The following is a 24,877-nucleotide window of genomic DNA, read 5'->3' on the forward strand; positions in this document are numbered from 1 at the left end:
AATGATTTTAAAATGATAAAGACGAAAACATTATATCTAGTACTAGTAGCCATTTGCTTTATGATGCCTTTTGCAATGAATGCACAGGATGTTAAAGTTTTAAATGAGGTCACGGCAACTATTACAAATAGATCAGGTGATACATTAAAAGAGGTATTGGTGTTGGCATCTAAGGCAAAAAATTCTGCCGTTACCGATGCAAACGGAATATTTACGATTAAAACTCAAAATAAGGATATTCTTATTATTTCTAGTTTAGGCTATGAAAATGCAGTCGTATTTTTAAACGAAGGACAATTAGAAAATGAAACCATTGTTTTAGAGGAATGGGGAGTTATTAAGGCTGATAAGAACATCAATATTTCCTTAAGAAGCTTGCCTTTTGAAAGAATAACGGGTTCTGTAGAACGTATAACTGGCGACGAGTTAAATGATTTTCCAACTGCTTCTGTTCATGAAGCCTTAGCAGGAAGAGTGTCGGGACTTTCTACATCTTATGGAAGTGGGGCAACAGTAACTGAGAGTTTCGGAAATAATATTCGAAACCAAGGAGGTGAACAAATCTATGTAGATGGAGTACCAACAGGAGAAATTGTATTAACTCCAGGAGAAGTTGAAGATGTTATTATTGCTAAAGATTATGGCTCTAGTTTTATGTATGGAACATTGGGGGCTACTGGTGCTATTATCGTAAATTCCAAGCATGGATTACCTGGAGGAAAAACGATTAAATTTAAATCTAGGTCGGGAGTTCGAACTCCAACATTTAAGGCCGATATGATGAATGCACAAGATTATGCAACAAATTATAATAAAGCGTTACTTAATGATGGATTTGAGGCTATTTACTCGCAGAATGATATAAATGATTATGCTACAGGAAAGAATGATGTTAAAAATCCAAACAATAATTATTATGAAGATTTTGTAAATGGAATAGCTAATTATAGCCATATTACTGGTGACTTTTCTGGAGGTAATGAAAGTGTACAATATTTTTCACATCTTGGTTACTATACTACTAAAGGTGTAGAAAGCGTAGGAGAAGGAAGGAATTTATCTCGTTTAAGATTGAATAATAATGTTCAAATTAAATTTAATGAATCAGGTCATGTAAATATTGGAATAGGTGGTAGTTTTAGCAAGAGAAATGAACCTACCATTAGCGCTGATGCTGTTTACAATACGATGTATAGTTATCCTGCAAATGCATTGCCATATAAAATAAATGATTCTATTTATGGTAGAACAGCCGAGTATGGAACCAATTTATTTACTCGTTTAGGAGATAATGCACCTATAATTGAAGATACTCGTAGAGATGGTTTTGTACGTATTGGATTGGATTTAGATTTGAGTGGTTTAACAAAAGGACTGTCTTTTAATAGTTTGATTGGGGTTTATACATTTAATGTAATTTCTCAATCTAGAAACTATTCCGATAATATGGCAGAGCCTGTATATTCGTTAAATGAAGATGGTTCATATACGACAACCTATAGAAATTATAGTCGTGGAAACCAAAGTGCAAAATGGAGTAAATCGGGTGATCGAGTTGATAGAACACAGTTTGTAAATGCTAATTTGCATTATGATCGTGATTTTTCAGAAGATCATAAACTTATTGCAGATTTTGTTTTTTCTAATCAAAAAATAACGGGAAGTAATCTAGATCAAAATACAATTTTCAGAAATATAGGGCTTACAGCAAATTATCTGTTCAAAAACAAATATGTTTTAGAAGGGAAACTGTTGAATTCACCAATACGTCAGTTGTCACAAGATGAGAGAGGTAAGATTAATTATGATGGAGGTGCTGCTTGGTTGTTACATAAGGAAGATTTTTTAAGGGATGCTACTTGGTTAAATTTCCTGAAATTAAGAGCTAATTTTGGAGTGCAATCTAGACCAGTAAGCCAATTTTTTATATCTGAGAATCTATATGGAGGTAGTGGTGCAGGTAGTTTTGGTACTCGAAATGAATCGACGGGTGCTGGTGGGTCAAATAGAATATTTACGGCTTCAAATTTGGTAACTCCTAAACAGGAATATCTTAGTATTGGTAGTGATTTTCAAATGTTCAATGCTAAAGTGAATGGACAATTAAATTATTTTAATATTCGTAATTATGACCAAATAATTGTTCCTACAAATTTATACGCACTTGTTCCAACTAGTTATATGGAGTTAGAAAATTATGAAGATTCTAGATTGCGAGGTATGGATGCTAGTATTTCTTATAAAAACCAAATAGGTGATTTGAAGTATAAATTAGGACTAAATGCTACGTATAGCTTAAGTTACAATACATTATCAAATTCTGTAGTGTATCCAGAGGCTGAAGCACAAAGAAATGCCATGGGGAATAATGGTGGACGTATAATTGGTTTAAAATCATTAGGTGTTTTTCAAAACGAAGCTGAAATTGAAAATGCTCTTCCGCAAATGTTTGGAGAAGTGAAGCCTGGAGATATTCGTTATAGTGATTACAACAAAGATGGAGTTATTGATGAAAAAGATTATCATGAAATTGGGAATTCGTCACGTGTTTCATACGGTGTAAACTATTTTATGAGTTATAAAAATTGGAGTTTAAGTATTCATGGAGATGGTGTTTTAGGAGGTAGTTATGTTGAATCTTTAAATTGGAATACTGGAACCAATAATTATACAAATTCTTTAAAGAAAAGTTGGCCAGTTAGCAATTCTTTACCTAGACTTACGACTTTAGATAATACGAATAACTATAGAAATTCTTCATTTTGGTTGGAAGATGCAGGATATTTTAACCTTAGAAGTGCTATGATTTCATATGCATTGCCTCAGGCAATTTTGAACGATATAGGCGTTGAGGGATTCAGATTCTCTGCTTCAGGGAAAAATCTTTTTATTATCTCCTCAAATAATGATGATAGATATATGCCTAGTAGAAACAAAGGATACTCGCAACACCCAATATTAAAAGGGTTTGAGCTAGGTATAGAAGTTTCATTTTAATTAAAAAATTTAGATGATGAAAAAAATTAGAACACTTTTTATAATTGTAATGTCAGTTTTTGCTAGTTCTTGTACCGATGAGTTTACTCAAATAGTACCGACTAGTGATTTGTTAGAAGACGAGGTCTTTAATGATGTTAGGCGGGTAAGTACATTTTTAAACCCTGCTTATTCTGGGGTAAATAGTACGCCATGGATTTCATTAGAGTATTATACCAATAATGCTGTTAATGTTACAGGAGCAGAAAGAGCAGCTGTTTCCGGAGCTACTGCAGAGGCTTCACCAGTAAGTGGTCAATGGAGTACTGCGATGAATAATATTTTTAAGATCAATGAATATTTTAAGTCTGGCTTTAATATTACATACGATGCGTTTAGTGAAGAATATAGTACTGGTTTAATGAAAAGAATGAAAGGAGAGGCTTTTGGATTAAGAGCTTATTACAAGTGGTTGTTACTTAAAAATTTCTCGGGCCCATCAGCTACAGACGGTGCCATGCTAGGTTTTCCTATTATTGATAATTTGTTAACGAAAGAAGAAACAAATTCTATAGCTAGAAGTACGTATCTAGAATGCTATGAAAATATTCAAAAAGATTTGGATAGCGCTTATAAATATATTGAGATTATGCGTTATGCTGAAGATGGAGATGTTGATGGTGTTAGGCAAACTAGTAGAATATCTAGAGAAGTAATTTTGGCACTGAAAGCGAGAATGGCATTGTTTGCAGCAAGCCCGGCTTATGCGCAAATTTCTTGGCAAGAAGCTGCGGAAACGGCCTATGAGTCTATTGAAGCTATAGATGGTGGTGTTTTGACAGATTTAGAGGCTTTTGGAGATTTTAATAACACAGAGAATAGAGATCATTTGTGGAGAAGAAGTTTTAGTCAAAATGGTAATTTAGAAAAAGAGAATTATCCTCCGTCTATGTTTGGACAAGGAATAGCGAATCCAAGTCAGAATTTAGTCGATGCTTTTCCAGATAGCAAAGGTTATCCTATCAATCACCCTAATTCAATTTATAACGGCGTAAATCCATATCAAAATAGAGACAGTCGTTTTGAGCGTTTTGTCTTCCATAACGGTTTAAATGATTATAGAAATGCATATCTTGAGGTTTTTTCAGGAGGGAAAGATGCAAATGGAGGTCTTAGAAAACGTGCTACACGAACTGGGTATTACATGAAAAAATATTTAAGTTCAAATATCAACTTAGATAGTGATCAAACATCTGATGCGAATACAGATTATAAAGTTTATGCAGTGTTTTCTCGTGCTGGATTGTATTTAGATTTTGCTGAAGCAGCAATTGAAGCCTATGGAGTCAATGGAAAATCTATTGCAATGGCTTTTTCTGCGAAAGATGCTTTAATTAAAATTCGTAGCAGTAGACCAGGTACAGGTTTGACAAACGACGAATATATAGACAAAGCTGATGATTTTTTAAACACTTATAGAGATCTAGTACGAAACGAACGTCGAATTGAATTTGCTTTTGAAGGAGAATATTTTTATGATGTAAGACGCTGGAAATTGCCGATTGATGAGTTGAATACTCCTGTTACAGGTATTAAAGTCAATAAAGTTGCTGAAGATACATTTACGTATGAATCTAAAGAGGTAGAAGCAAGGAATTTTACAGAGCGTATGTACTATAATCCTATTCCCAGAAATGAAGTATTAGTGTCAAAAGCTTTGATTCAAAATGCAGGATGGAAATAATAAATAAGTTAGATTTTAAAATAAAATAAAATGATGAATTATAAAAAATATTTATTGATTTTACCGCTGTTGATTCTTGCAATAGCTTGCGATCCATATGAAGACTACCTTGTTGATACAGCAGGTTATAAAACAGTTTATTTTCCGTATCAAAAATTAGAACGTTCAGCGGTTTCTGGGGAAGGCTTAGAAATTCAATTAGGTGTCTTCTTGGGAGGAGTTAGAGATAATGATAAGAATGAGGAAGTAACTTATGAAGTAGATGAATCTTTATTAGTTGATACTGGGTATACGTTGTTACCTAGTGACTATTATACACTTGGTGATAACTCTAAAATAACCATAGAAAAAGGAGAGTATTTAGGGTTGTTGTCTGTAAAGTTTGATTCTTTAAAATTGGCAAGTGATACAGATTTAAAGGATTTTAACTATGCGTTGCCTTTAAAGTTGCTAACGTCTTCTACTGATTCTATTTTAGAAGGTAAAGAACATGCTGTTTTTCCTATTAAATTAATGAATACTTATGAAGGTAATTTTTATCAAGTAGGAAGTTTGAAAGAGTTTTTTACAGTAACGAAGGTATTGGATACGGCTTATGTATATGGTAACTATGATGATTTAACTTCTGATATCAATATTCGTACTTTAAGTTCAGATATGATGAATACAGTTACTATAGATGGAGTAGCAAATCGTGGTGGAGATAATTATTCAATGCAATTACGTGTTAATCCGCAAGACAATTCTGTTGAGATTCTATCAGTTGCTTCTTCTGATTATCAAGTAGTAGCTAATGGAGAAAGTACTTGGGATCCTGTAAAACGAATATTTAATTTAAAATACAAATATAGCTTTGGTGACAAAAATTTTGAAGTTCAAGAATCTTTAACATTCAGAAATAGAATTAGAGATGGAATTAATGAATGGAGATGGGAAGGGTTTTCAGGTAATTAATTTACTAAAATAAGAACAAGTAATATTAATATTTAAGTCTTTATTGTGTTTGGTTGAATGAAAGACTGTCTGAAAAGGCAGTCTTTTTTAGATTTTTAATCTTTCCTTTTTTAGGATTTATTACTACTTGAAAAAGAGTGGACACTGGGGTTTTAATTTTTTTGTTATTAATCTTAAAGTCTTGAAAGTTGAATCCAAGTATAAGTAAGACTCGTAAATTCAGTTTTACACGTAAATAAAATATGGGCTTAGGAGCTCAAAATCAGTTATTCCTATAAATAATATAATCATGAGACAAGTATTTATAATAGCGGTGCTATTTGTGGTATCTAACATATGTGCACAAAAAAATAATTTTATTAAAGGAGGGCAGTTTAAAGATTTAATTCTGCCTATGCCCATTATAAATGGTCTAGAGTCTCAAGGACTTTGGGGAAATGTAAATGTGATACCTCGAGATAAAGATAATGGTATAGAAGATAATGAATGATGTTACTGGGGAGGTAACCCAATACGCGGTAAGGACGGGAATTATCATATAGCGATTTGTCGTTGGAAAGAAAATAAAGGACATCACGGCTGGTTTGAGTCGGAAGTCGCACATTGTTCTGCTGCGAATCCTTTAGGTCCTTATAAGATTACTAAGACGATTGTAAAGAAAGGCCATAATCCTGAAGTAATGAAGATTACAGAAGATGGTGGTTTTGTACTGCATGTATCGGACAATAGCGTTTATAAATCTGATAAAATGCAAGGGCCATGGGAGCGTATCGGAAGGATGACAATGGATGCGAGAGGTTTTAAAGATAGCAATCGTTTTGGTTCTAATTTGACTTCAGAGTATCGACCAGATGGTAGTATTATTGTCATGAAGAAAGATGGTGATATTACGCTTTCTGAAAAACAAATATTAGGTCCCTATAAAATGATGTCTATCAATAATTATACACGCTCTACAGGGTATCCTGAAGATCCAGTGATATGGCGCAGCAGGCATCAATACCATGCTATTTATAATCATGCACAAGATCGAAAAAGTGGTTATATGCGTTCTATTGACGGAATACATTGGAAAAATGAAGAAGGTTTGCCTTATGACGCTTCTACTACTTACTATACGGATGGAACTCAGAATACCTGGTATAAATTTGAACGACCAAAAGTTATACAAGATGAATTGGGAAGAGCTACTCATCTTTCTTTGGCGGTAATGGATGTAGCAAAAAGCAAAGAAAAGCCCAATGATAATCATAGTTCAAAAAATATGATTATGCCATTAAATTTGGAAAAAATAATTACGATTATTGAAGCTAAGCAAGTAAACAATAATACAAAAAAGATAAAAATTAAGATGGAAGCAGAGGTAGATTTTGATCCCCAAAATGATCTTGATATTCAATCTTTACGCTTTGGGTCTGATCAATTGGTTAATTACGGGGGAGGTAGTAAAGCGATAAAAACAGAAAAGAGCGGTAACGATCTTATTGTTACATTTAAGGGAGATTTAGGACTGAATCACCGTGATTTTGATTTAAAACTTTTAGGTAAAAACAAACGAGGAGCGTTGATTTATGGATATGCAGTGTTACCTATGCGTTCAATAAAAGAAGCATCATGTATAATATTACCCATTTCGGTTGAGAAAAATAATAGGCTAACAAGTTTGCATAGTCGCATTGAAAACGCAGGGCTCACTAGGTCTAAGCCATGCAGGGTAGAGTTGCGCGAATACAGTGCAACTGGGTTAAAGGTATTGGATGTGTTAAACATAGCTTCAATGGATCCTTATCAAAGTAAATCCATAGATTTTAAAGTTGAAAAAAGAAAAGATTGTGCATATGAAATGGTGATTCTAGGAGATTATAATTATGATGAATATTGGAGAAAACAGGATGATACTTCAAATGCTGTGAAATACACTGGCAGCTGGGAGCGAAAGAACGCGCCTTTAGCTTTTCTTAATTCCGAAATGGTTAGTACGACATTGGGTGATGCCGTTACGTTTTCTTTTAAAGGAACTCGTGTGAAAGTGTTTGGACAGTTAGGACGACAATTTGGCTCTTTTAAAGTGTATATGGATGGAGAGTATATAGAAACTATACGTTGTAACTACGCGCCAGTATCTCAATCACCAATTTATCAAAGTGATGTGTTAATAAATAAGAAGCATGTTTTAAAATTGGTGAAAACTGAAACCGAGTATAATGGTCAGGTAACGATAGATGCTTTTGCAGTAGAATTACCGAAATAACGATTCGTACTAAAATAAGTTTCCTTTTTAGGAAAGGAAAAAAAACAAAGCTATTGGTATAAAACCTTCAGATTTGATACCAATAGCTTAAAGTTAAATAAACAAAAAAACTCAATGAGGTGTTTTATTTTTCACTTTGTTCGTTGAATTTTTTCGCAAAACTAGAAGGAGACATACCGTAAATTTGTTTAAAACATTTACTAAAGTATTTTGGATCGTTAAATCCAGTCATTATGCAAATTTCCGAAATTAATAAGCCTGAATTTTGTTCTATTATTTGTGCTGCTCTTTTTAGTCTGTAATTTCTTATAAATTCATTGGAAGACATGCCCGTTAATTGTGTTAGTTTTCGGTAAAGAACAGAGTGACTCATATTCATTTCTTTTTTAAATGTATGAGCGGTAAAATCTGGGTCGTTAAAATGTTGGTCTAAAACTTCATAGGCTTTAAGTACAAAAACGTCATCAATAGAATCTAAATTTGTGTTTTCGGGAATAAAATCAAGTTTGGTTTTAGATTTTTCTGATATTTTTTTATTAGTTTCAATAATGTTTGTGATTTTAGATTCTAAGATGGCATAACTAAAAGGTTTTTTTATGTAATCGACCGCTCCAATATTTAAACCGTTCATTTTAAATTCATCGGATGACCATGCACTTAAGAATAGAAAAGGAATATGGTTGGTGTCTTCATTCTTTTTAACTTCTTTACAAAACTCTACTCCGTCCATTATGGGCATAAAAGTATCGCTTAAAATTAAGTCAGGAATATGTTTTTTAGCCATGTCAAGTCCTTCTTTACCATTAGAAGCCTCTATTACTCGAAATTTCTGAGACAGGGATTGTATAACATAAGAACGAATATCAAAATCGTCTTCTACGACTAATATTTTTGGAGTACTTTTATTATGGGTTTTAATCGTATTTGTCGTTTTCGTATTTTCTTCTTTATCTATCGTTATTGGCTCTAAAGGAGGGCGCTCTACTATTTCATTTCTAATGTTTTCCGAATTGTAAAAATCTTTTTTAATAGGAAGTGTCAATGAGAATGTCGACCCTTTGTTTATTTGACTCTCAACATTAATTAAACCTTTGTGTAATTTTGTCAATCTATTCACATAGTCTAGGCCAATTCCTGCACCATTTGGATTTAATGATTTTGCTGAGGTTACTTGATAGAAGCCTTCAAAAATTTTGGATAATTTGTCTTCGGGGATTCCTATGCCGCTATCTTTAATATTTATAACAACCTTTTCTTTTGTATCGTCGTAATAACTTAAAATTATAGAAATGCTTCCTTCTTTTAAAGTGAATTTAAAAGCATTTGAGAGTAGATTGTAAATTATTTTTTCAATTTTATCTTCGTCAACCCAGCCCATCATTACTTCTTCTTCCTTTATAAATTTAAAGGTGATATTATGTTGTATGGCAAATTCGTGAAAAACGGTCGTTGTTTCTTCAATGCATTTCACAAGGTTTTGATTTGAAACTTGTAAGCTTAAGGTATCTCCTTCAATTTTACTAATGTCTAATATTTGATCTACTAAGCGTAGCAATCTGAAAACGTTTTTATTGATTAATTTTAATAAATGATAGTCGTAATTGTCTTTTTCCTTGTTGTTGTTAATTAGTTGGGAAACGGGGTCTGAAATTAAAGTTAGAGGCGTTCTTAATTCATGAGAAATATAGGTAAAGAAACGAATTCTCATTTGGTTAAAATCTTCCTCATTTTTCAGTTTTAAACGTTGTAATTCATTCTCGTTTTTCTGTTTGGTACTTATAATCGTGTATTTGTTGTAGTAATAAAGTACGAGAACAAAAAGAAGTAACATTAATAATTTGAACCACCAAGTAGCGTAGAATGGAGGTGCAATACTGATGTTTAACGATTTTATTTGATCTTCAGAATTGCTATTGTATAATTTTACTTTGAACGTGTAATTTCCGTGGTTTAAATTAGTAAATCCAATTGACCTATTAGTTCCTAAATTAGCCCAATGATCCATATATCCTTCTAAGATATAAGTATATTTGTTATGACCTTCATTGTTAAAGTCTAAAGCAGCATATTCTATAGAAAAATCGTTTTGATTAGCCTGAAGTTTTAATTGGGTTGTATTATTTAAACTTTTATTTATAGGAGAATCTGCTTTGTTGATATCAATAATTTGATTGTCAATTTTTAAATTTGAAAAAACGATATCGGTAGGTTCAGGGATTTTATTTAGACTTTTAGGGTTAAAAACAACCAAACCTTCAGAACCTCCAAATCCTAAGGTGTTATCAGGTAAAACTACACTAGCTTTTGGTTGAAATTGACTAGATGGTAATTTATGGGATATTATAGAATTGTCAAATGTTTTGGCCGTTTTATTGAATTTCACCAATCCTTTAAAAGTGCTAACCCAAAAAATGTCTCCTTGCGGTATTAAACTAGAAACAAAATTATTAACCAATCCATCTTCTTGTGTGTAAAATGTGTATGTTTTGGTATTGGCTTGTAAATAGCCCATTCCTTTTCCTTGCGAACAAAACCAAATAATATTTTCATCATCATCTATATGTACCTCTGTAATGGGAGTAGAAATTAGGGTATTAGAATAGAAGTATTCGAACATTTCTGTATTGGGATTAAAAATAGAAACTCCTCCCATGGTTGCAATTACAAAGTTGCCGTTTTTTGCGAGTTTAATATCTCTTACTTCTATATTTCCAAAGTTTGTAAAGCTGTCATCTTTAGGATTGTATCGATTCAATCCTTTTTGTGTACCAATCCATAAATTATTGTGCTCATCTTCCATAAAAGCATAAATTTTATCATCATTTATACTGTGTGAATTCCCTGGTTTATGTTTGTATTGTTTAAAACTAGCCTTCTTTTTATCTAACAAATTAAGACCTCCTGAGTAGGTTCCAAACCACATACGTCCTTTGTAATCTTCAATAATTGTTGTGACAGTATTGAAACTTAGAGAATTGTTGTTTTGTTGTTGATGAGTGTATGAATTATAGGTTTTTGTTTTGGGATTGTATACGCTAATTCCTCCTAATGTACCAAACCATAGCTGCTCATTACTATCTAAATAGACACTTCTTACTCTGCTTTCAATAATACTATTGGAATCATGTGTTTGATGCTTGATTACTTTAAAGTCACGTTTTTTAGAGGTATTATAACCGACACCAGTTCCATAAGTACCAATCCATAAAATACCATCTCTATCTTCATAAACAGTGTACAGCGCATTTGTAGCAATACTTTGCCTGTGATTAGAATTGTAGAGGTAATTTGTGAATGTATTATTTTTTGTGTTTATTTTTGAGAGTCCTCCTCCATTTGTAGCTACCCAAATACCATCTTCTTTTGTCTGAAAAATGTCATAAATTTCATTGTGTTGAAGTAAGCTGTTTTTTGTGTTGTAATTTATAAAATGCTCACCAAAATAGGGCAAATATGAAATGCCACCAAGGGCCGTTCCTACCCATAAATCACCATTTGCACTTACGGAAAGTGCTTTTATTGTATTTCCAGAAAGTGTATTGGGTATAGCTGTTTTATGAAAATAATTTACAAACTGTTTGTTTTTTTTATTGAAATGATTCAATCCATTTTCTGTGCCAATCCAAAGTTCATCTTTGTAGCTAGCTAACGAAATGACTTCTGAGTTTGACAGTGAATTAACTTTACTAGAATTATACCTGTAATGTTCTATGATCCCTTCTTTTTTATGATATAATATCAAGCCTTCTGACGTTCCTAGCCAAATTTGTGAATTATCTTCTTCTTCAATGCAATTTATTCGAATATTTAGACTGAAATTTGGGAATAATTTGTGATGTGTAACCTGTTCATTGATAGGGTTGTAAGATTTTATACCGTTATCAGTTCCAATCCATAAAATACTATCATTGTCCTCATATAGATCAAAAACTATGTTGCCAGTTGGTATTTTTAATTGATGATTTCTAGTATTTATAACTTTAATATCATAGCTGTCATATCGGTTCAGTCCATCATCAGTACCAAACCATAAAAAGCCCGATTTGTCCTTTAAAATTGTATTTACCGTGTTTTGTGATAAACCGTCCGCAGTAGTAATTGTATTGAAATCAAATTCCGATTGATCTTCTATATATTGTGCACTAGCTATAGTGATATGAAAAAAAGAGAAAAGTAAAAACTTTAATGAGTTGTGGAGCATTTTAAAGAATGAATTATGCTTGCTTGCTAACAGTAGGTTTTAAAAATAGAGTGATAAATTCACTGATATTTCAGCTACTGTTTAGATTAATAAAATTTGTTTGATTCCGATAAGTGAATAGAATATAAAGATACAATTTAATATTAATTTAATAAAAAAAAGAAATTGGTTTTATGAAAGACTACTTTAGGATATTGTCGTGAATTGATCTAATTAACTTAACTACAATTGTATGTTTCTATGATTTAATTTTACAAAAAAAAGTTGCTGTAAACACTATTCCACTAGGCTTTGAGTGGTAATTATGTGAAGTGAAATAGAATAAGAAATACTGAGGTTTGCTTAGCGTTCATTCTTGTATCTGTGGTGCATGTGTACTCTCCAAAGCTGCTTTTTGAACAAAATAGACACCAATTAAAGTATTGTGTCTACCTCTATTGTTCGATTTATCAGGTAATTTGATATTGGAGTAAATAGGTTGTTTTCTATAAACGATTTACAAATGCCATTCGTGAAAAAATAGGTGAGATAGTTCTGCTGGAATAGTTTATTTTTTCAAATATTAATTTAATAAAGGTTTCCGTTTAAGTATGAGAATTTATACGTTTTTTAGCTATTTACTAATTGGTTTGTTTCCGCTGTTAATTGGAGCACAAGTTGTTTCTAACAAAGTTGTTAATAAAGTAAACCCCAAGAGAATTTATCATCGTAAATGGATAGATTTCAATAAAAATGGAATCAAAGATGTCTATGAAGATCCATTACAATCTGTTGAGAGAAGAATAGAGAATCTTTTATCTCAAATGAATTTAGACGAGAAAAGTTGTCAAATGGCAACTATATATGGTTATGGTAGGGTTTTAAAAGATGAATTACCAACACCAAATTGGAAAAATGAAATTTGGAAGGATGGAATTGGAAATATGGATGAACAGCTTAATAATTTAGCATATCATCCAAAGTCGGCAACAGACAAGGCTTGGCCTCCTTCAAATCATTTAAAAGCATTGAATGAAATTCAGAAGTTTTTTATTGAACAAACACGTTTAGGGATTCCAGTAGATTTTTCAAATGAAGGTATTCGAGGTTTGTGTCATGAAAAATCTACCAGTTTTCCTGCACAGATAGGAGTGGGGTCAACATGGAATAAAAAATTAGTAAGTCAGATTGGTCAAATTACAGGTAGAGAAGCAAAACTGTTAGGGTATACCAATGTATATGCACCTATTTTAGATATCGCACGTGATCCAAGATGGGGTAGAACGGTAGAGTGTTATGGTGAAGATCCTTATTTGGTTGGAGAATTAGGGTACAATATGGTGAAATCTATACAGGAGGAAAATGTAGTGTCTACTCCAAAACATTTTGCTATTTACAGTGCTCCAAAGGGAGGTAGAGATGGTGACGCTCGAACGGATCCGCATATAACAGAAAGAGAGCTGTTTTCATTATACCTTTATCCTTTTAAAAGGGCTGTAAAAGATGCAGGAGCTATGGGAATTATGAGTTCTTATAATGATTATAATGGTGTGCCAGTCTCTTCTTCTAGTTATTTTTTAGAAGATATTTTACGAGATACATGGGGTTTTAAAGGGTATGTAGTTTCCGATAGTCGTGCAGTAGAATTTATAGCCGATAAACATCATGTTGCTAAAGATCGTAAAGACGCGGTACTAAAAGCAGTGAATGGCGGACTTAATATCAGAACCGATTTTACAATGCCAGAAGATTATATTTTACCTGTTCGAGAGTTGGTAAAAGAAGGTTCTTTAAGTGTGGAAGTTGTAGATAGTCGTGTACGTGATATATTAAGAGTAAAGTTTTGGCAAGGCCTTTTTGATGCGCCTTATAGAATAGATTTTAAGACAGCTGATAAAACGGTTGCAAATGATTCTTTTCAAAAAGTGTCCTATCAAGCTTCTTTGGAATCTATTGTTTTGTTGAAAAATGAAAACAATATGTTGCCTTTAGATTTAAATAATTATAAATCCGTTTTAGTAACGGGCCCAAATGCAAAAGCAACGAATCATTCGGTAAGTCGTTATGGCCCCTCTAATATTGATGTCATTTCTGTTTATGAAGGAATTAAAGAAAAATTCACAGATAAGGTAGAAATTAAGTACACAAAGGGTTGTGATTTTTTTGATGCCAATTGGCCAGAAAATGAACTTATGAATATAGCGCCAACACAATCAGATCAAGAAGAGATTGATAAAGCCGTGGAAATAGCTAAAACAGTTGGATTGGCTATTGTAGTTGTTGGTGATGACGAAGAGACAGTAGGAGAGTCTCGATCAAGGACTTCTTTAAACTTACCTGGAAATCAACAGCGCTTAGTTGAAGCAATTTACAATACAGGTACACCTGTTGTTGTTGTATTGATTAATGGTAGGCCGCTTTCTATAAATTGGATTGATAAATATGTGCCTGCCGTTGTAGAAGGTTGGTTTCAAGGTAAATTTGGAGGCGCAGCTATTGCTGATGTGTTATTAGGAACTTATAATCCTGGTGGTAAGCTGCCTGTGTCATTTCCTAAAACGGTAGGACAAATACCTATGAATTTTCCAACCAAACCTGGGGCTCAGGCCAATCAACCTTCAGGAGGACCAAACGGTTTTGGTAAAACACGTGTGGGAGGATTTCTTTATCCTTTTGGCTATGGTTTGAGCTATACAAAATTTGAGTATCGAAATTTAAAAGTAGTTTCTAAAATAAATTCAGGGAAAGGGAATATGCTTGTTACGGTAGACGTTACAAATACAGGTAAAGTTAAAGGGGATGATGTGGTACAGCTGTATTTTTCCGATATGCAATCTTCTATCACCGTTTACGAAAAACAACTAAGAGGTTTTGAACGAATATCCTTAGAACCTAATGAAACAAAAACGGTGAAATTTCATTTAAAACCAGAAGATTTAGCATTGTATAATCAAAATATGGATTTTGTTTTGGAGGCAGGTGATTTTGAAATTATGATCGGTAGTTCTTCTGAAGATATAAAATTAAAGCAAAAAATACATGTAAAAGATGCGGTGTTATTGAGTAAACAAATAAAAATGTCTGCATCTAAATAACCCGAAAATCATAAATTATTATACATAAAACAGAGAATAAAAATGAAAAAAATAGTTGTTATTATAGTGCTTGTCTTGTTTTCATTGAAAGGAGAAGCTCAAAAAAAATATGAAGCTAACTGGGAGTCCATCGACAGCAGGCCTATCCCTTCTTGGTACACGGATGCTAAATTTGGAATCTTTGTTCATTGGGGACCCTATTCTGTGCCGGCATTTTCAAAAGTAGGTGCTTATTCAGAGTGGTATTGGGAGAATTTAGTAAATTCAAAAAGAGTTAAAAACGGATATAATGAAACAAACGAGTTTCATAATCGTGTTTATGGAGAAAAATTTACCTATCCAGATTTTGTGCCAATGTTTACTGCAGATTTGTTTGATGCAAATCAATGGGCAGCTATTTTTAAACAATCAGGGGCAAAATATGTAGTACTAACCTCAAAACATCATGATGGCTATACGCTGTGGCCTAGTAAAGAATCTGATAAATCTTGGGGGCGTCCTTGGAGTTCTACAAATTCTGGACCTGGAAGAGATCTTGTTGGTGAGTTGACTACTGCAGTAAGAAAAACCGATTTAAAAATGGGACTTTATTATTCGTTATATGAATGGTACAACCCTTTGTATACAAGCGATGTGGATTTGTTTGTAGACAAACATATGATTCCCCAATTTAAAGATTTAGTTACTAATTACGCACCTTCTTTAATTTTTACGGATGGAGAATGGGACTATCCGCATACAACATGGAGGTCAACCGAATTATTATCATGGTTGTATAACGATTCTCCTAGTAAAGATGACGTGGTTATTAACGACCGCTGGGGAAAAGAAACAAGACATCATCATGGTGGTTATTATACTACTGAATATGGCTCAGGAATGCCAAACGCAGATGTGCCTTGGGAAGAAAATAGAGGAATGGCACATTCTTTTGGCTTTAGCAAAACCGAAAATTTAAAAGATTATAATTCAACACAACAATTGGTTTACATGTTGGTAGATATTGTTAGTAGAGGGGGGAATTTTTTATTAGATGTTGGCCCTACAGCCGACGGGAGAATTCCAGTGATTATGCAAGAGCGTTTAGTTGAAATGGGTGACTGGTTGAAAGTAAATGGAGAGGCCATTTATGGAACTACTTTATCAGATAAAACTTGTCAATGGACCAAAGGAAAAGTTAGAGATGCGCAACGTGGAAGGTACAAGGTGAAATATGACGTGATGAAATTAACTGTGAATCCTGATAAAGGTTATGCCACGAAAGAAGTTTTCTTTACGAAGAAAGAAAATATTTTATATGGTATCTGTCCGGTTTATCCGAAAAATCAATTAGTGATAAAAGACGTGAGCCTTAAGTTGGGGGCTAAAATTGAATTATTGGGTTATCCTAAAAAACTAAAATGGAAACGAAAAGGGAAGGATGTTGTGATTGAAGTTCCTGCCTTAACACCTTCTGAAGCTCCTTGTAACCATGCATGGACGTTTAAATTAAGTGGCGTAAAATAATTATAGTATATACAGCCCTCCGATTTGTTTTAATAGTAGGCACCTCTTTTTTAGCTTTTATTTAGTAGTTTTTAAGAGGTGTCATTATTTTAAAAGGAGTCTATCAAGTAGTTAATTCGGAAGTAAAACACAACTAATTGAAAAACGAAGTATTCTAATGATCCCTATTATTCAATTTAAGAAAGCTTACTTATTGGTTTTAATAAGTGTTTTATTGTGCACACAATGCAAAAAATCAGTAATTGATCAGCAGGTTTTTTATGTATCAAAACAAGGAAATGATGCTTGGTCAGGAACTTTGTCTAAACCGAACGCAAACAGGACTGATGGTCCTTTTTTAACGATAGCCAAAGCTTCTCAAAACTTAAAAGAAGGTGGGGTTTGTTTTATTAAAGAAGGCCTTTATAGAGAAACATTAAAGCCTTTGAAATCAGGTAATTCATTGAATAAAATTGTGTATTGTAATTTTAAGAATGAAAAAGTAATTATTACAGGTACAGATGTATTGCCTGATAAATGGAGTAAAGATAAAGAACATATTTATAAAATTCCTTTTGAAAAAAAATCTAAGGAGGTGATGATTTATGCAGAGGGTAATTTGGCACCCGAAGCGAGTTGGCCTAATAGTTCTGGTGATTTACTAAACCCTAATTATGGAAAAGTTAATGGAGGGACGTATCATTCTATGCTGGCAAAAGACTTACCTAATCAAGGAAATTTAAAAGGAGCGGTCCTATATGGCTATTTTGGAAAGGAATGGGCCTTACAAACTTTGAAAATTTCTAAGTATGATTCCAAAACAAAAACACTATCATTTCCAGAACCAAAAAGACGTATTGGATATTACGGTGGGACTGATAAGTGGATGAAAAATTATGGGCCAAGAAACGGAAATCGATATTATATAAAAGGCCACTATAATTTGTTGGATGCAAATAAGGAGTGGTATTTAAATGAGAAAACAAATATGCTTTATATGTTTTCCGATAGTAAGGTTTCTCTTGCAAAGCAAAATATATCCGTTAAATCAAGAGATTATGCTATTGATTTATCTAAGGTTTCCTATATAGATATTACAGGAATTCAAATTTTTGGAGGGGGTATAAAGTCGGATAGTGAAACTACTTTTTGTACAATTAAAAATATAAAAGGCTTTTATGTAGATCCTGGTGTTTTAATTTCAGGAGAACAAAACGAAGTGAATGGTTGTGAATTTGCCTATAGTAAAAAAGGCATCCTAAACGTGGAGGGAAAAAGCAATCGTATTATCAATAATTATATACATGATGGAAATTACACAGGTGATTGGGGAGAAATAGTAAATACCAAAGGTTCTGGTCATTTAATAAGTCATAATACGGTAAGTCGTTCTGGTGGTGGTTGTATAGGTCCTGGCGGACGCAATATGCGATTTCAGTACAATACAGTGAAAGATGCTGGTTTAATTCGTCATGATATTGGAGGTTTTTATATCGCGAATAATGATGGGGGAGGAACAGTCATAGCACATAATCGGGTACAAAATGTTTATGGAATTGGAATTTATTTAGACAATAGTACTAGTAATTATAATATTCATCATAATGTGGTTTGGAACTGTGGTTGGCAGTATGTATTGTCTAGTCCGCCCCCTGCCTTTTTAGATATTGGTGCTTATGATGCTATTCGATTGAATACGCCAAGTAATTTCAATTTGGTGTATAATAATACCACTTTTGGCAAAGCTAGCTTAGGGTATTGGGGAAGAAATTTTAAGCGAGATATGTATGGAGATTATGTTCTCAATAATATTTTTTCTGGTTCTTATCGTGTAACAGAATCTGCTATTACGGGGCCTAATTTGTTTAAAAATGTATCAGCCGAATTTAGAAATTCAGAGCAGGCAAAATTTGAGTTAAAAAGTAATTCTCCGGCTATAGACAAGGCTTATGAATTGGAGAATATCAATAAGGACTTTGTAGGAGATAGAGCAGATTTTGGCGCTTATGAATATGGAAAGGAAGTTTGGAAATCAGGACATGATTTTACGATTTCACCCAAACCTCAATTTACAGAGTTTAAAACCGATTTTATGAATTTGATTCAGAACAATGGTTTTGAAGATGGAATTAAAGAGTGGAATACAACCAATTTAAAGTCTGTTAAAATAATAAATGAAGACTCTTGGGGTGTTGAAACAGCAGATGCCAGAATGCAGTCGCATGCAGTAAGTTTATTGGATACTGGATTAGAAATTAGTCAAACGGTATCTGATTTAAAGTCCAACAAACGTTATTCATTATCAGCTTGGATAAAAACAAAAAAACAAGGTGTTGGAGAATTAAGTATTCAATTTGGGGAATTTAAAAAGAGTGTTAAGATCGAAAAAACAGATGGTTGGGAGTTTCTGAAATTTGATTTTGAGGCGGGAAAAGAAGTTGAATTAGCAACAGTTAGGATTAAAAATATTGGAGAAGTGGGGAGCGAAATATATTGTGATGATATTGGATTGATACAAAGACTCAATTAATTGTTCTCTATTTAAAAACAATAATAAGCATTCTAAATAAGGAATTAAATGGATTTGTTGAAAATGGTTAAAAACAGAAAGTATACTCTTTTTATTTTAGGAATAGTTTTGAGCTGTATAGCTAGTTCCTGTATTTCTGAAATTGCTCCGTCAATTGCAAAAAATGAAGAGAGTATTTACAAACAAAGACTTTCCAAAGAAAAATTAGAAGCTTGGCAGAATCTTAAATATGGGATGTTTATTCATTTTGGTATGAGTACTTTTTTAGGAGAAGAATTGCCTGATGGTAAGGCACCAATTGACACTTATGCACCAACAGATCTAGACGTTTCGCAATGGGTACAAGTCGCAAAAAATGCGGGAATGAAGTATGCCGTATTAACTGCAAAACACGTTGCAGGACATTGTCTTTGGCCTTCTAAGTATACAGAATACGATATAGAAAACAATAAAGATAATACAGATGTAGTTGGTGAATTTGTAAAAGAATGTCGTAAACAAGGTATTGCTCCAGGTATTTATTATTGCGCTTGGGATAATCATCATGATTTTTTTAGTTTAATGCCAGACAAAAGTGAAAATTATTCTGGAGCTTCAATTACACCATCAGAAAAAGATCTTAATTTATCACCTCCTCCATATACAACGTCATTATATCAAAATTTTATGACGGCACAAATAGATGAATTGTTAGAGAATTATGGGCCCTTAGTTCAGTTTTGGATAGATATTCCAATTATTCTAGGGAATGGTTATCGGGAGTATATTTATAAGCATATTACAGATAAGTACCCAGATATGTTGGTGATCATGAATCATGGTAAAAAACAAAAAGATGGTAAATTGATTTTTTTGGAAGACAAAGCCTGGCCTAGTGATGCGCTTACTTTAGAAAGATATTATTCAGAGAAACCTTATAATCCTATATGGACCATAAAGGGAAAGAAAATATATTTTCCTGCAGAATCAAACCTTCCGATAGGTAATGAATGGTTTTGGGAAGACGATGATAAAGTGAAACCTATGAAGGATTTAGTGAGAATTTTCAATGGAAATTTAGATAATAAAGTAAATTTCCTTTTAAATGTTCCGCCAGATAGATCAGGACAAATTCCTGAAAAGTGGATACAACCCTTAATGGAATTGAGAAATAAAATGGGAGATAAATTAAAGTAGTAACAAAAGAATTCTAAAAAATAATCGAATGAGAATAAGCATACTAAATTTTTTTATTGTTTTGATACTTTTGACAAGTTGTTCAGAAGATAAAAAAGAATTTTACGTTTCTTTAACAGGGAATGATAAGAACCCCGGAACTAAAACAAAGCCCGTAGCCACCTTTTTAGCAGCCCGAAATTTAATAAGAGATTTTAAAAGTAAGAATGAAATTCCCGAAAAGGGAATTACGGTTTGGGTTTCTGAAGGAGAATATGCACAGCAAAAAACATTTTCTTTAAATAAATTAGATTCTGGTGAACCAAATGCAACCATAACTTGGCGTGCCGTTCCTGGAGAAAATGTAAGTCTTATTGGTGGGGTGTCTATTTCTGCTAATGAATTTTCAAGGGTAAGAAATGAAAATATTATAAAACGATTTAACGAAGGAGTCTCTAAACATATACTCCAAATGAATCTAAAAAAAATAGGGGTCTTTAATTTAGGAAAACATACCCAATATGGTCATGCTATTTCAGTTACAGAAGCGCCCCTAGAACTCTTTGTGAATAATGAACCCATGACTTTAGCAAGGTATCCTAATGAGGGGTATATTTCGATAGGGAAAACATTAGATAATGGGTCAAGACCACGAGAAGGAGATTACTCTGAAAGAGGGGCCATTTTTGAATATACAGATGCTCGTCATGAAAAATGGGCGCAACAGAAAGATGTATGGTTTCAGGGAACATTTTATAATGGTTATGCAGATGACAAAATTCTTGTAGAAAAAATAGATACTAATAATAAACAGGTTAAGCTTGCCACACCACATATGTATAGTGTTAGAGGTGGTAGGGATTATACACACTATAAAGCTTTAAATATATTAGAAGAATTGGATGAGCCAGGAGAGTGGTATGTTGACAGAGAAACGAGTGTTTTATATCTATGGCCAGAATCCGATATTTCAAAAGCAAAAATAGCAGTATCCATTCTTGAAGAACCTATAGTAGCCTTAGAAAATGTGAATAATATTGTTTTTAGAGATTTTACGGTAGAAGTAGGACGAGGTATTGGAATTTATATAGAAGGAGGGGATCGTAATTTAGTAGCAGGTTGTACTGTGCGTAATGTAGGAACTAGCGGAATTTTTATGGGCCAAGGAGCTCAACAAACATTTCCTCATATTACCCATGATGATTATGAAGGCGTACCTATTTCTAGAAAAATAGGGAATTTACAAGGACATATTTATAAAAATACAACCTGGAACCGAAAAGCAGGTACAAATCATAAAATACTAAGTTGTGATGTTTATAATACCGGTAGTGGAGGAATCTATTTAAGTGGTGGTGATAAAAAAACATTAAGCCCTGGGAATAATAGTGTAGAGAATTGTAAAGTACATGATTACAATAGAAGAAATAAGTTTTTATGGTCAGGAATAAATATTGATGGGGTGGCTAATAAAATTAGACACTGCGAAATTTATAATTCTGATTTTCAAGCTATATATGCGCATGGAAACGAGCATGTTTACGAATACAACCACATTCACCATGTTACTCAACATTCAGACGATGTGTCGGTCTGGTATTTAGGAAGAGATCCTAGTGATAGAGGCAATATAATTCGATATAATTATTTTCATGATTGCGGAAATAAAAACCGAATGAACATGGGAATATATTGTGATGACTCTACTACAGATGTGACTGTTTTTGGAAATGTGTTTTATAATATGCAAACTGCCCATGGTGTGTTGTATAGCAATACAGGTTGGGACTTAACCATGAAAAATAATATTATCATCAATCCACACTCATACTCAGTAGTGTTAAGTCCACATTATTATACATGGTATAAGGGGAGAGCACCAATTGTATTTGGAAAGGGAAAGTTGTTTGAACAACGTTTATTTAAAGATTTAGATATTTTAAAACCACCTTACAGCACAAAGTATCCAGAATTGCATAATTATATGGATGTGCTCGAAGAAGGTGTTGAATGGGAAGGTATGCATTCTAAAAGAAATGTGTTTTCGACAAATGTAATTATCGGAGGAAAGGAGAATCCTATTCAAATTCGAGGAGGAAAGTATGGTGTTTTTGAAAATGTAAACAATTACCAAACAAATGAGGATCCTGGATTTGTTGATTTTAAGACTCATAACTTTATGCTTCAAAAGAATTCTGATGTATATAAAAAACTACCAAGTTTTAAGCCCGTTCCTTTTGATAAAATGGGATTGTATGTTGATGAGTTTAGAAATTTTTAAAAAGAATAATATGATAACGTTTTGTATTTAACAATATGAAATTTATAAAATATTAATATTAAAAAATAAGAAGATATGAATACTAAAGATGGAATTGTAAAAGAAAATTTGTGCCCTGCTAATCTTGCTTTTTATAAAAAAAACGGATACTTAATTGCACCTCAACTTTTTTCTAATGATTTTATTCAAGAATTGAAAGAAGAGACTAATGCTATTTTTTCTGGTAAACGAGGTAAAGTAGAAGGTGTAATTAATTTGGAGCCCAATTTATCCGAAAAAGAGATTTTAAGTAGATATGCAGCAATACATTTTCCTCATAAAATATCTCCAATAATGAAGCAAGGGGCTTCCGATACTAAAATTGCCAATTTACTTTCGAAGCTAGTGAGTCCAAACGTGAAATGCCTACAGACCATGTTGTTTGTTAAGGGACCAGGTAAAAAAGGACAAGCATGGCATCAAGATGAATTTTTCATTCCAACTAGAGACCGTTCGTTAACAGGAGTTTGGATGGCACTTGAAAATGCAGATATCGAAAATGGATGTCTTTGGGTGATTCCCGGTTCACATAAAGACGGAATCATAAAAGAGCGTATCGCAAATACAAACGATCAGTTCGCTGACCTTGAGACTCTAGATACTAAACCCTATACTGAAAAAGATTTTCAACCCGTTCCAGTCAAAAGTGGAGATGTTATAATTTTCGATGGTTATTTACTACACATGTCTCTTGGAAATATGTCAAAAGACAGGTTTAGAAGAGCTTTGGTAGGTCATTACTGTAGTGCAGAATCGATGTTGCCCTGGGATCAAGACGGAAGACAGTCTCCAACACAGGATTTTAGGGATATTTTTATGGTTAGTGGTGTAGACCCTTATGCATACAAAGGAGTCGAAGATTTATCTAAACCTTTTGTGCGCCCAGATGTACTCGATTTCAAAAAGAAAAAGTCGTGAAATTCACCTAATAATCAACATATATGAAAATTAAGTTTTTTTGTCCCTATTGGGGGTCAGAACATTTAGGATATAATTTATTTTTAAATAAAATTAAAAAAGCTGGCTACGATGGTGTCGAAATTATTCTACCGTACGATGCAAGTGAAAAGAAAATTATAAAAACAATAGCCAAAGACTTGGGCTTAGAAATTATAGCTTTATGGGGCGGTGTTATCGATGGGGATTTTGAGACTTCGCTACTCACTTATGAGAGGCATTTAAGAAATGCATGTTCTATTGATCCTTTATTTGTAAACATTCAAACCGGTAAGGATTATTATTCTTATGAACAGAATATGCAATTTTTAAATCTAGCAGCTAAAATCAGTAAAGAGACTAATACAAAAATAATACATGAAACTCATAGAGGGAAGTTCAGTTTTACCGCACAAACAACATCGATCTATTTAGAAAACAATCCATGGATTAAGATTACTGCAGATTTTTCCCATTGGTGTAATGTTTCCGAGTCTCTGTTAGAGGATCAGTTAGAAAATTTAGTTTTACCTATTGAAAGATCAGAGCACATTCATGCACGTGTAGGATTTAGCGAGGGACCTCAAATTCCTGACCCTAGAGATCCAGAATGGAAAGAGGCCTTGGATATTCACATGAATTGGTGGGATCAAATTATTGACTTAAGACGTAAGGAAGGTCATGACTATATGTCCATTTCACCAGAGTTCGGGCCTTTTCCTTACATGACGAAACTACCTTACTGCGGTTTGCCAATTACTTCTCAGTGGGAAGTAAATTTATTTATGAAAGACCTTCTGAAAAAACGTTACAGTTAATTGTATATTTTATTATTGTAATTAAAAAGTTATTAATTTAGTCCTATATGGTTAAATTATGGAGTGGAAGAGATGAAATTGCTATATTGGACAGATCATTGATTTCTATCTTAGATTAAACTATTGTGGTGGGTAATTAAATACTTATTTTAAAGTGAAAAAATACGATAAATTATAAATGTCTAAATCTCTTTGAGACCTTTTATCTATTAAAAAAAAGACTAATTTGAAAAGAATATTTATCAGAATTAAAAGATATATCAAATTATTGGTGTTGATATTAAATCATACAGCATAGCATAAAAAGGCTGAATTTTTTTGACATTGTAATATTTGTAATTATGAAAAATCTGTCACTTCAAACACCTTGATTGATAGGGGGAAAACAATCATATAGTTATTATAACTGTATTTTCAAGTAAAATAAAGTATT

At 32.9% G+C, this 24,877-nt stretch carries 13 protein-coding genes; 12 read left to right on the forward strand and 1 reads right to left on the reverse strand.

The window, feature by feature from the left end; all coding sequences use genetic code 11:
- Positions 1-12: 12 nt before the first annotated feature.
- The 5 genes from FGM02_RS10255 (at position 13) to FGM02_RS10275 (ending at position 7,925) form a co-directional block, all read left to right on the forward strand.
- Positions 13-2,997, forward strand: a complete 2,985-nt coding sequence (locus tag FGM02_RS10255) for a SusC/RagA family TonB-linked outer membrane protein (RefSeq protein WP_139958291.1) — start codon at positions 13-15, stop codon at positions 2,995-2,997.
- Between the two features lie 13 nt (positions 2,998-3,010).
- Positions 3,011-4,720, forward strand: a complete 1,710-nt coding sequence (locus FGM02_RS10260; protein ID WP_139958292.1) for a RagB/SusD family nutrient uptake outer membrane protein — start codon at positions 3,011-3,013, stop codon at positions 4,718-4,720.
- A gap of 30 nt (positions 4,721-4,750) precedes the next feature.
- On the forward strand, positions 4,751-5,674 hold the full coding sequence (locus FGM02_RS10265; RefSeq protein ID WP_139958293.1) for a DUF1735 domain-containing protein: 924 nt from the start codon (positions 4,751-4,753) through the stop codon (positions 5,672-5,674).
- Between the two features lie 289 nt (positions 5,675-5,963).
- Positions 5,964-6,164, forward strand: a complete 201-nt coding sequence (locus FGM02_RS10270) for a hypothetical protein (protein ID WP_139958294.1) — start codon at positions 5,964-5,966, stop codon at positions 6,162-6,164.
- 189 nt (positions 6,165-6,353) lie between these two features.
- The gene (locus tag FGM02_RS10275) at positions 6,354-7,925 is read left to right on the forward strand and encodes a glycoside hydrolase family protein (protein WP_139958295.1); all 1,572 of its coding nucleotides are present in this window, start codon (positions 6,354-6,356) and stop codon (positions 7,923-7,925) included.
- Between the two features lie 124 nt (positions 7,926-8,049).
- On the opposite strand, the gene FGM02_RS10280 is transcribed toward FGM02_RS10275, so the two are convergent.
- A complete protein-coding gene (locus tag FGM02_RS10280; RefSeq protein WP_139958296.1) occupies positions 8,050-12,126 on the reverse strand; it encodes a hybrid sensor histidine kinase/response regulator transcription factor in 4,077 nt (1,358 codons plus the stop codon).
- A 590-nt stretch (positions 12,127-12,716) separates the two neighbouring features.
- On the opposite strand from FGM02_RS10280, the gene FGM02_RS10285 reads away from it, so the two are divergent.
- The 7 genes from FGM02_RS10285 to FGM02_RS10315 all read left to right on the forward strand — a co-directional run bounded on the left by FGM02_RS10285 (position 12,717) and on the right by FGM02_RS10315 (position 24,444).
- A complete protein-coding gene (locus FGM02_RS10285; protein ID WP_139958297.1) occupies positions 12,717-15,200 on the forward strand; it encodes a glycoside hydrolase family 3 N-terminal domain-containing protein in 2,484 nt (827 codons plus the stop codon).
- A 42-nt stretch (positions 15,201-15,242) separates the two neighbouring features.
- Entirely contained in the window at positions 15,243-16,706 is a 1,464-nt protein-coding gene (locus tag FGM02_RS10290) for an alpha-L-fucosidase (RefSeq protein WP_139958298.1), read from the forward strand.
- Between the two features lie 157 nt (positions 16,707-16,863).
- On the forward strand, positions 16,864-19,215 hold the full coding sequence (locus FGM02_RS10295; RefSeq protein WP_139958299.1) for a right-handed parallel beta-helix repeat-containing protein: 2,352 nt from the start codon (positions 16,864-16,866) through the stop codon (positions 19,213-19,215).
- Positions 19,216-19,263: 48 nt separating this feature from the next.
- On the forward strand, positions 19,264-20,391 hold the full coding sequence (locus tag FGM02_RS10300) for an alpha-L-fucosidase (protein ID WP_139958300.1): 1,128 nt from the start codon (positions 19,264-19,266) through the stop codon (positions 20,389-20,391).
- A 28-nt stretch (positions 20,392-20,419) separates the two neighbouring features.
- The gene (locus FGM02_RS10305; protein ID WP_139958301.1) at positions 20,420-22,651 is read left to right on the forward strand and encodes a right-handed parallel beta-helix repeat-containing protein; all 2,232 of its coding nucleotides are present in this window, start codon (positions 20,420-20,422) and stop codon (positions 22,649-22,651) included.
- Between the two features lie 75 nt (positions 22,652-22,726).
- Positions 22,727-23,608, forward strand: a complete 882-nt coding sequence (locus tag FGM02_RS10310) for a phytanoyl-CoA dioxygenase family protein (protein WP_139958302.1) — start codon at positions 22,727-22,729, stop codon at positions 23,606-23,608.
- Positions 23,609-23,631: 23 nt separating this feature from the next.
- A complete protein-coding gene (locus tag FGM02_RS10315) occupies positions 23,632-24,444 on the forward strand; it encodes a sugar phosphate isomerase/epimerase family protein (protein ID WP_139958303.1) in 813 nt (270 codons plus the stop codon).
- Positions 24,445-24,877: the final 433 nt, after the last annotated feature.

The sequence above is a fragment of the Flavicella sediminum genome (assembly GCF_006381105.1).
In the GTDB taxonomy this organism is placed as follows: Bacteria; Bacteroidota; Bacteroidia; order Flavobacteriales; family Flavobacteriaceae; genus Flavicella; species Flavicella sediminum.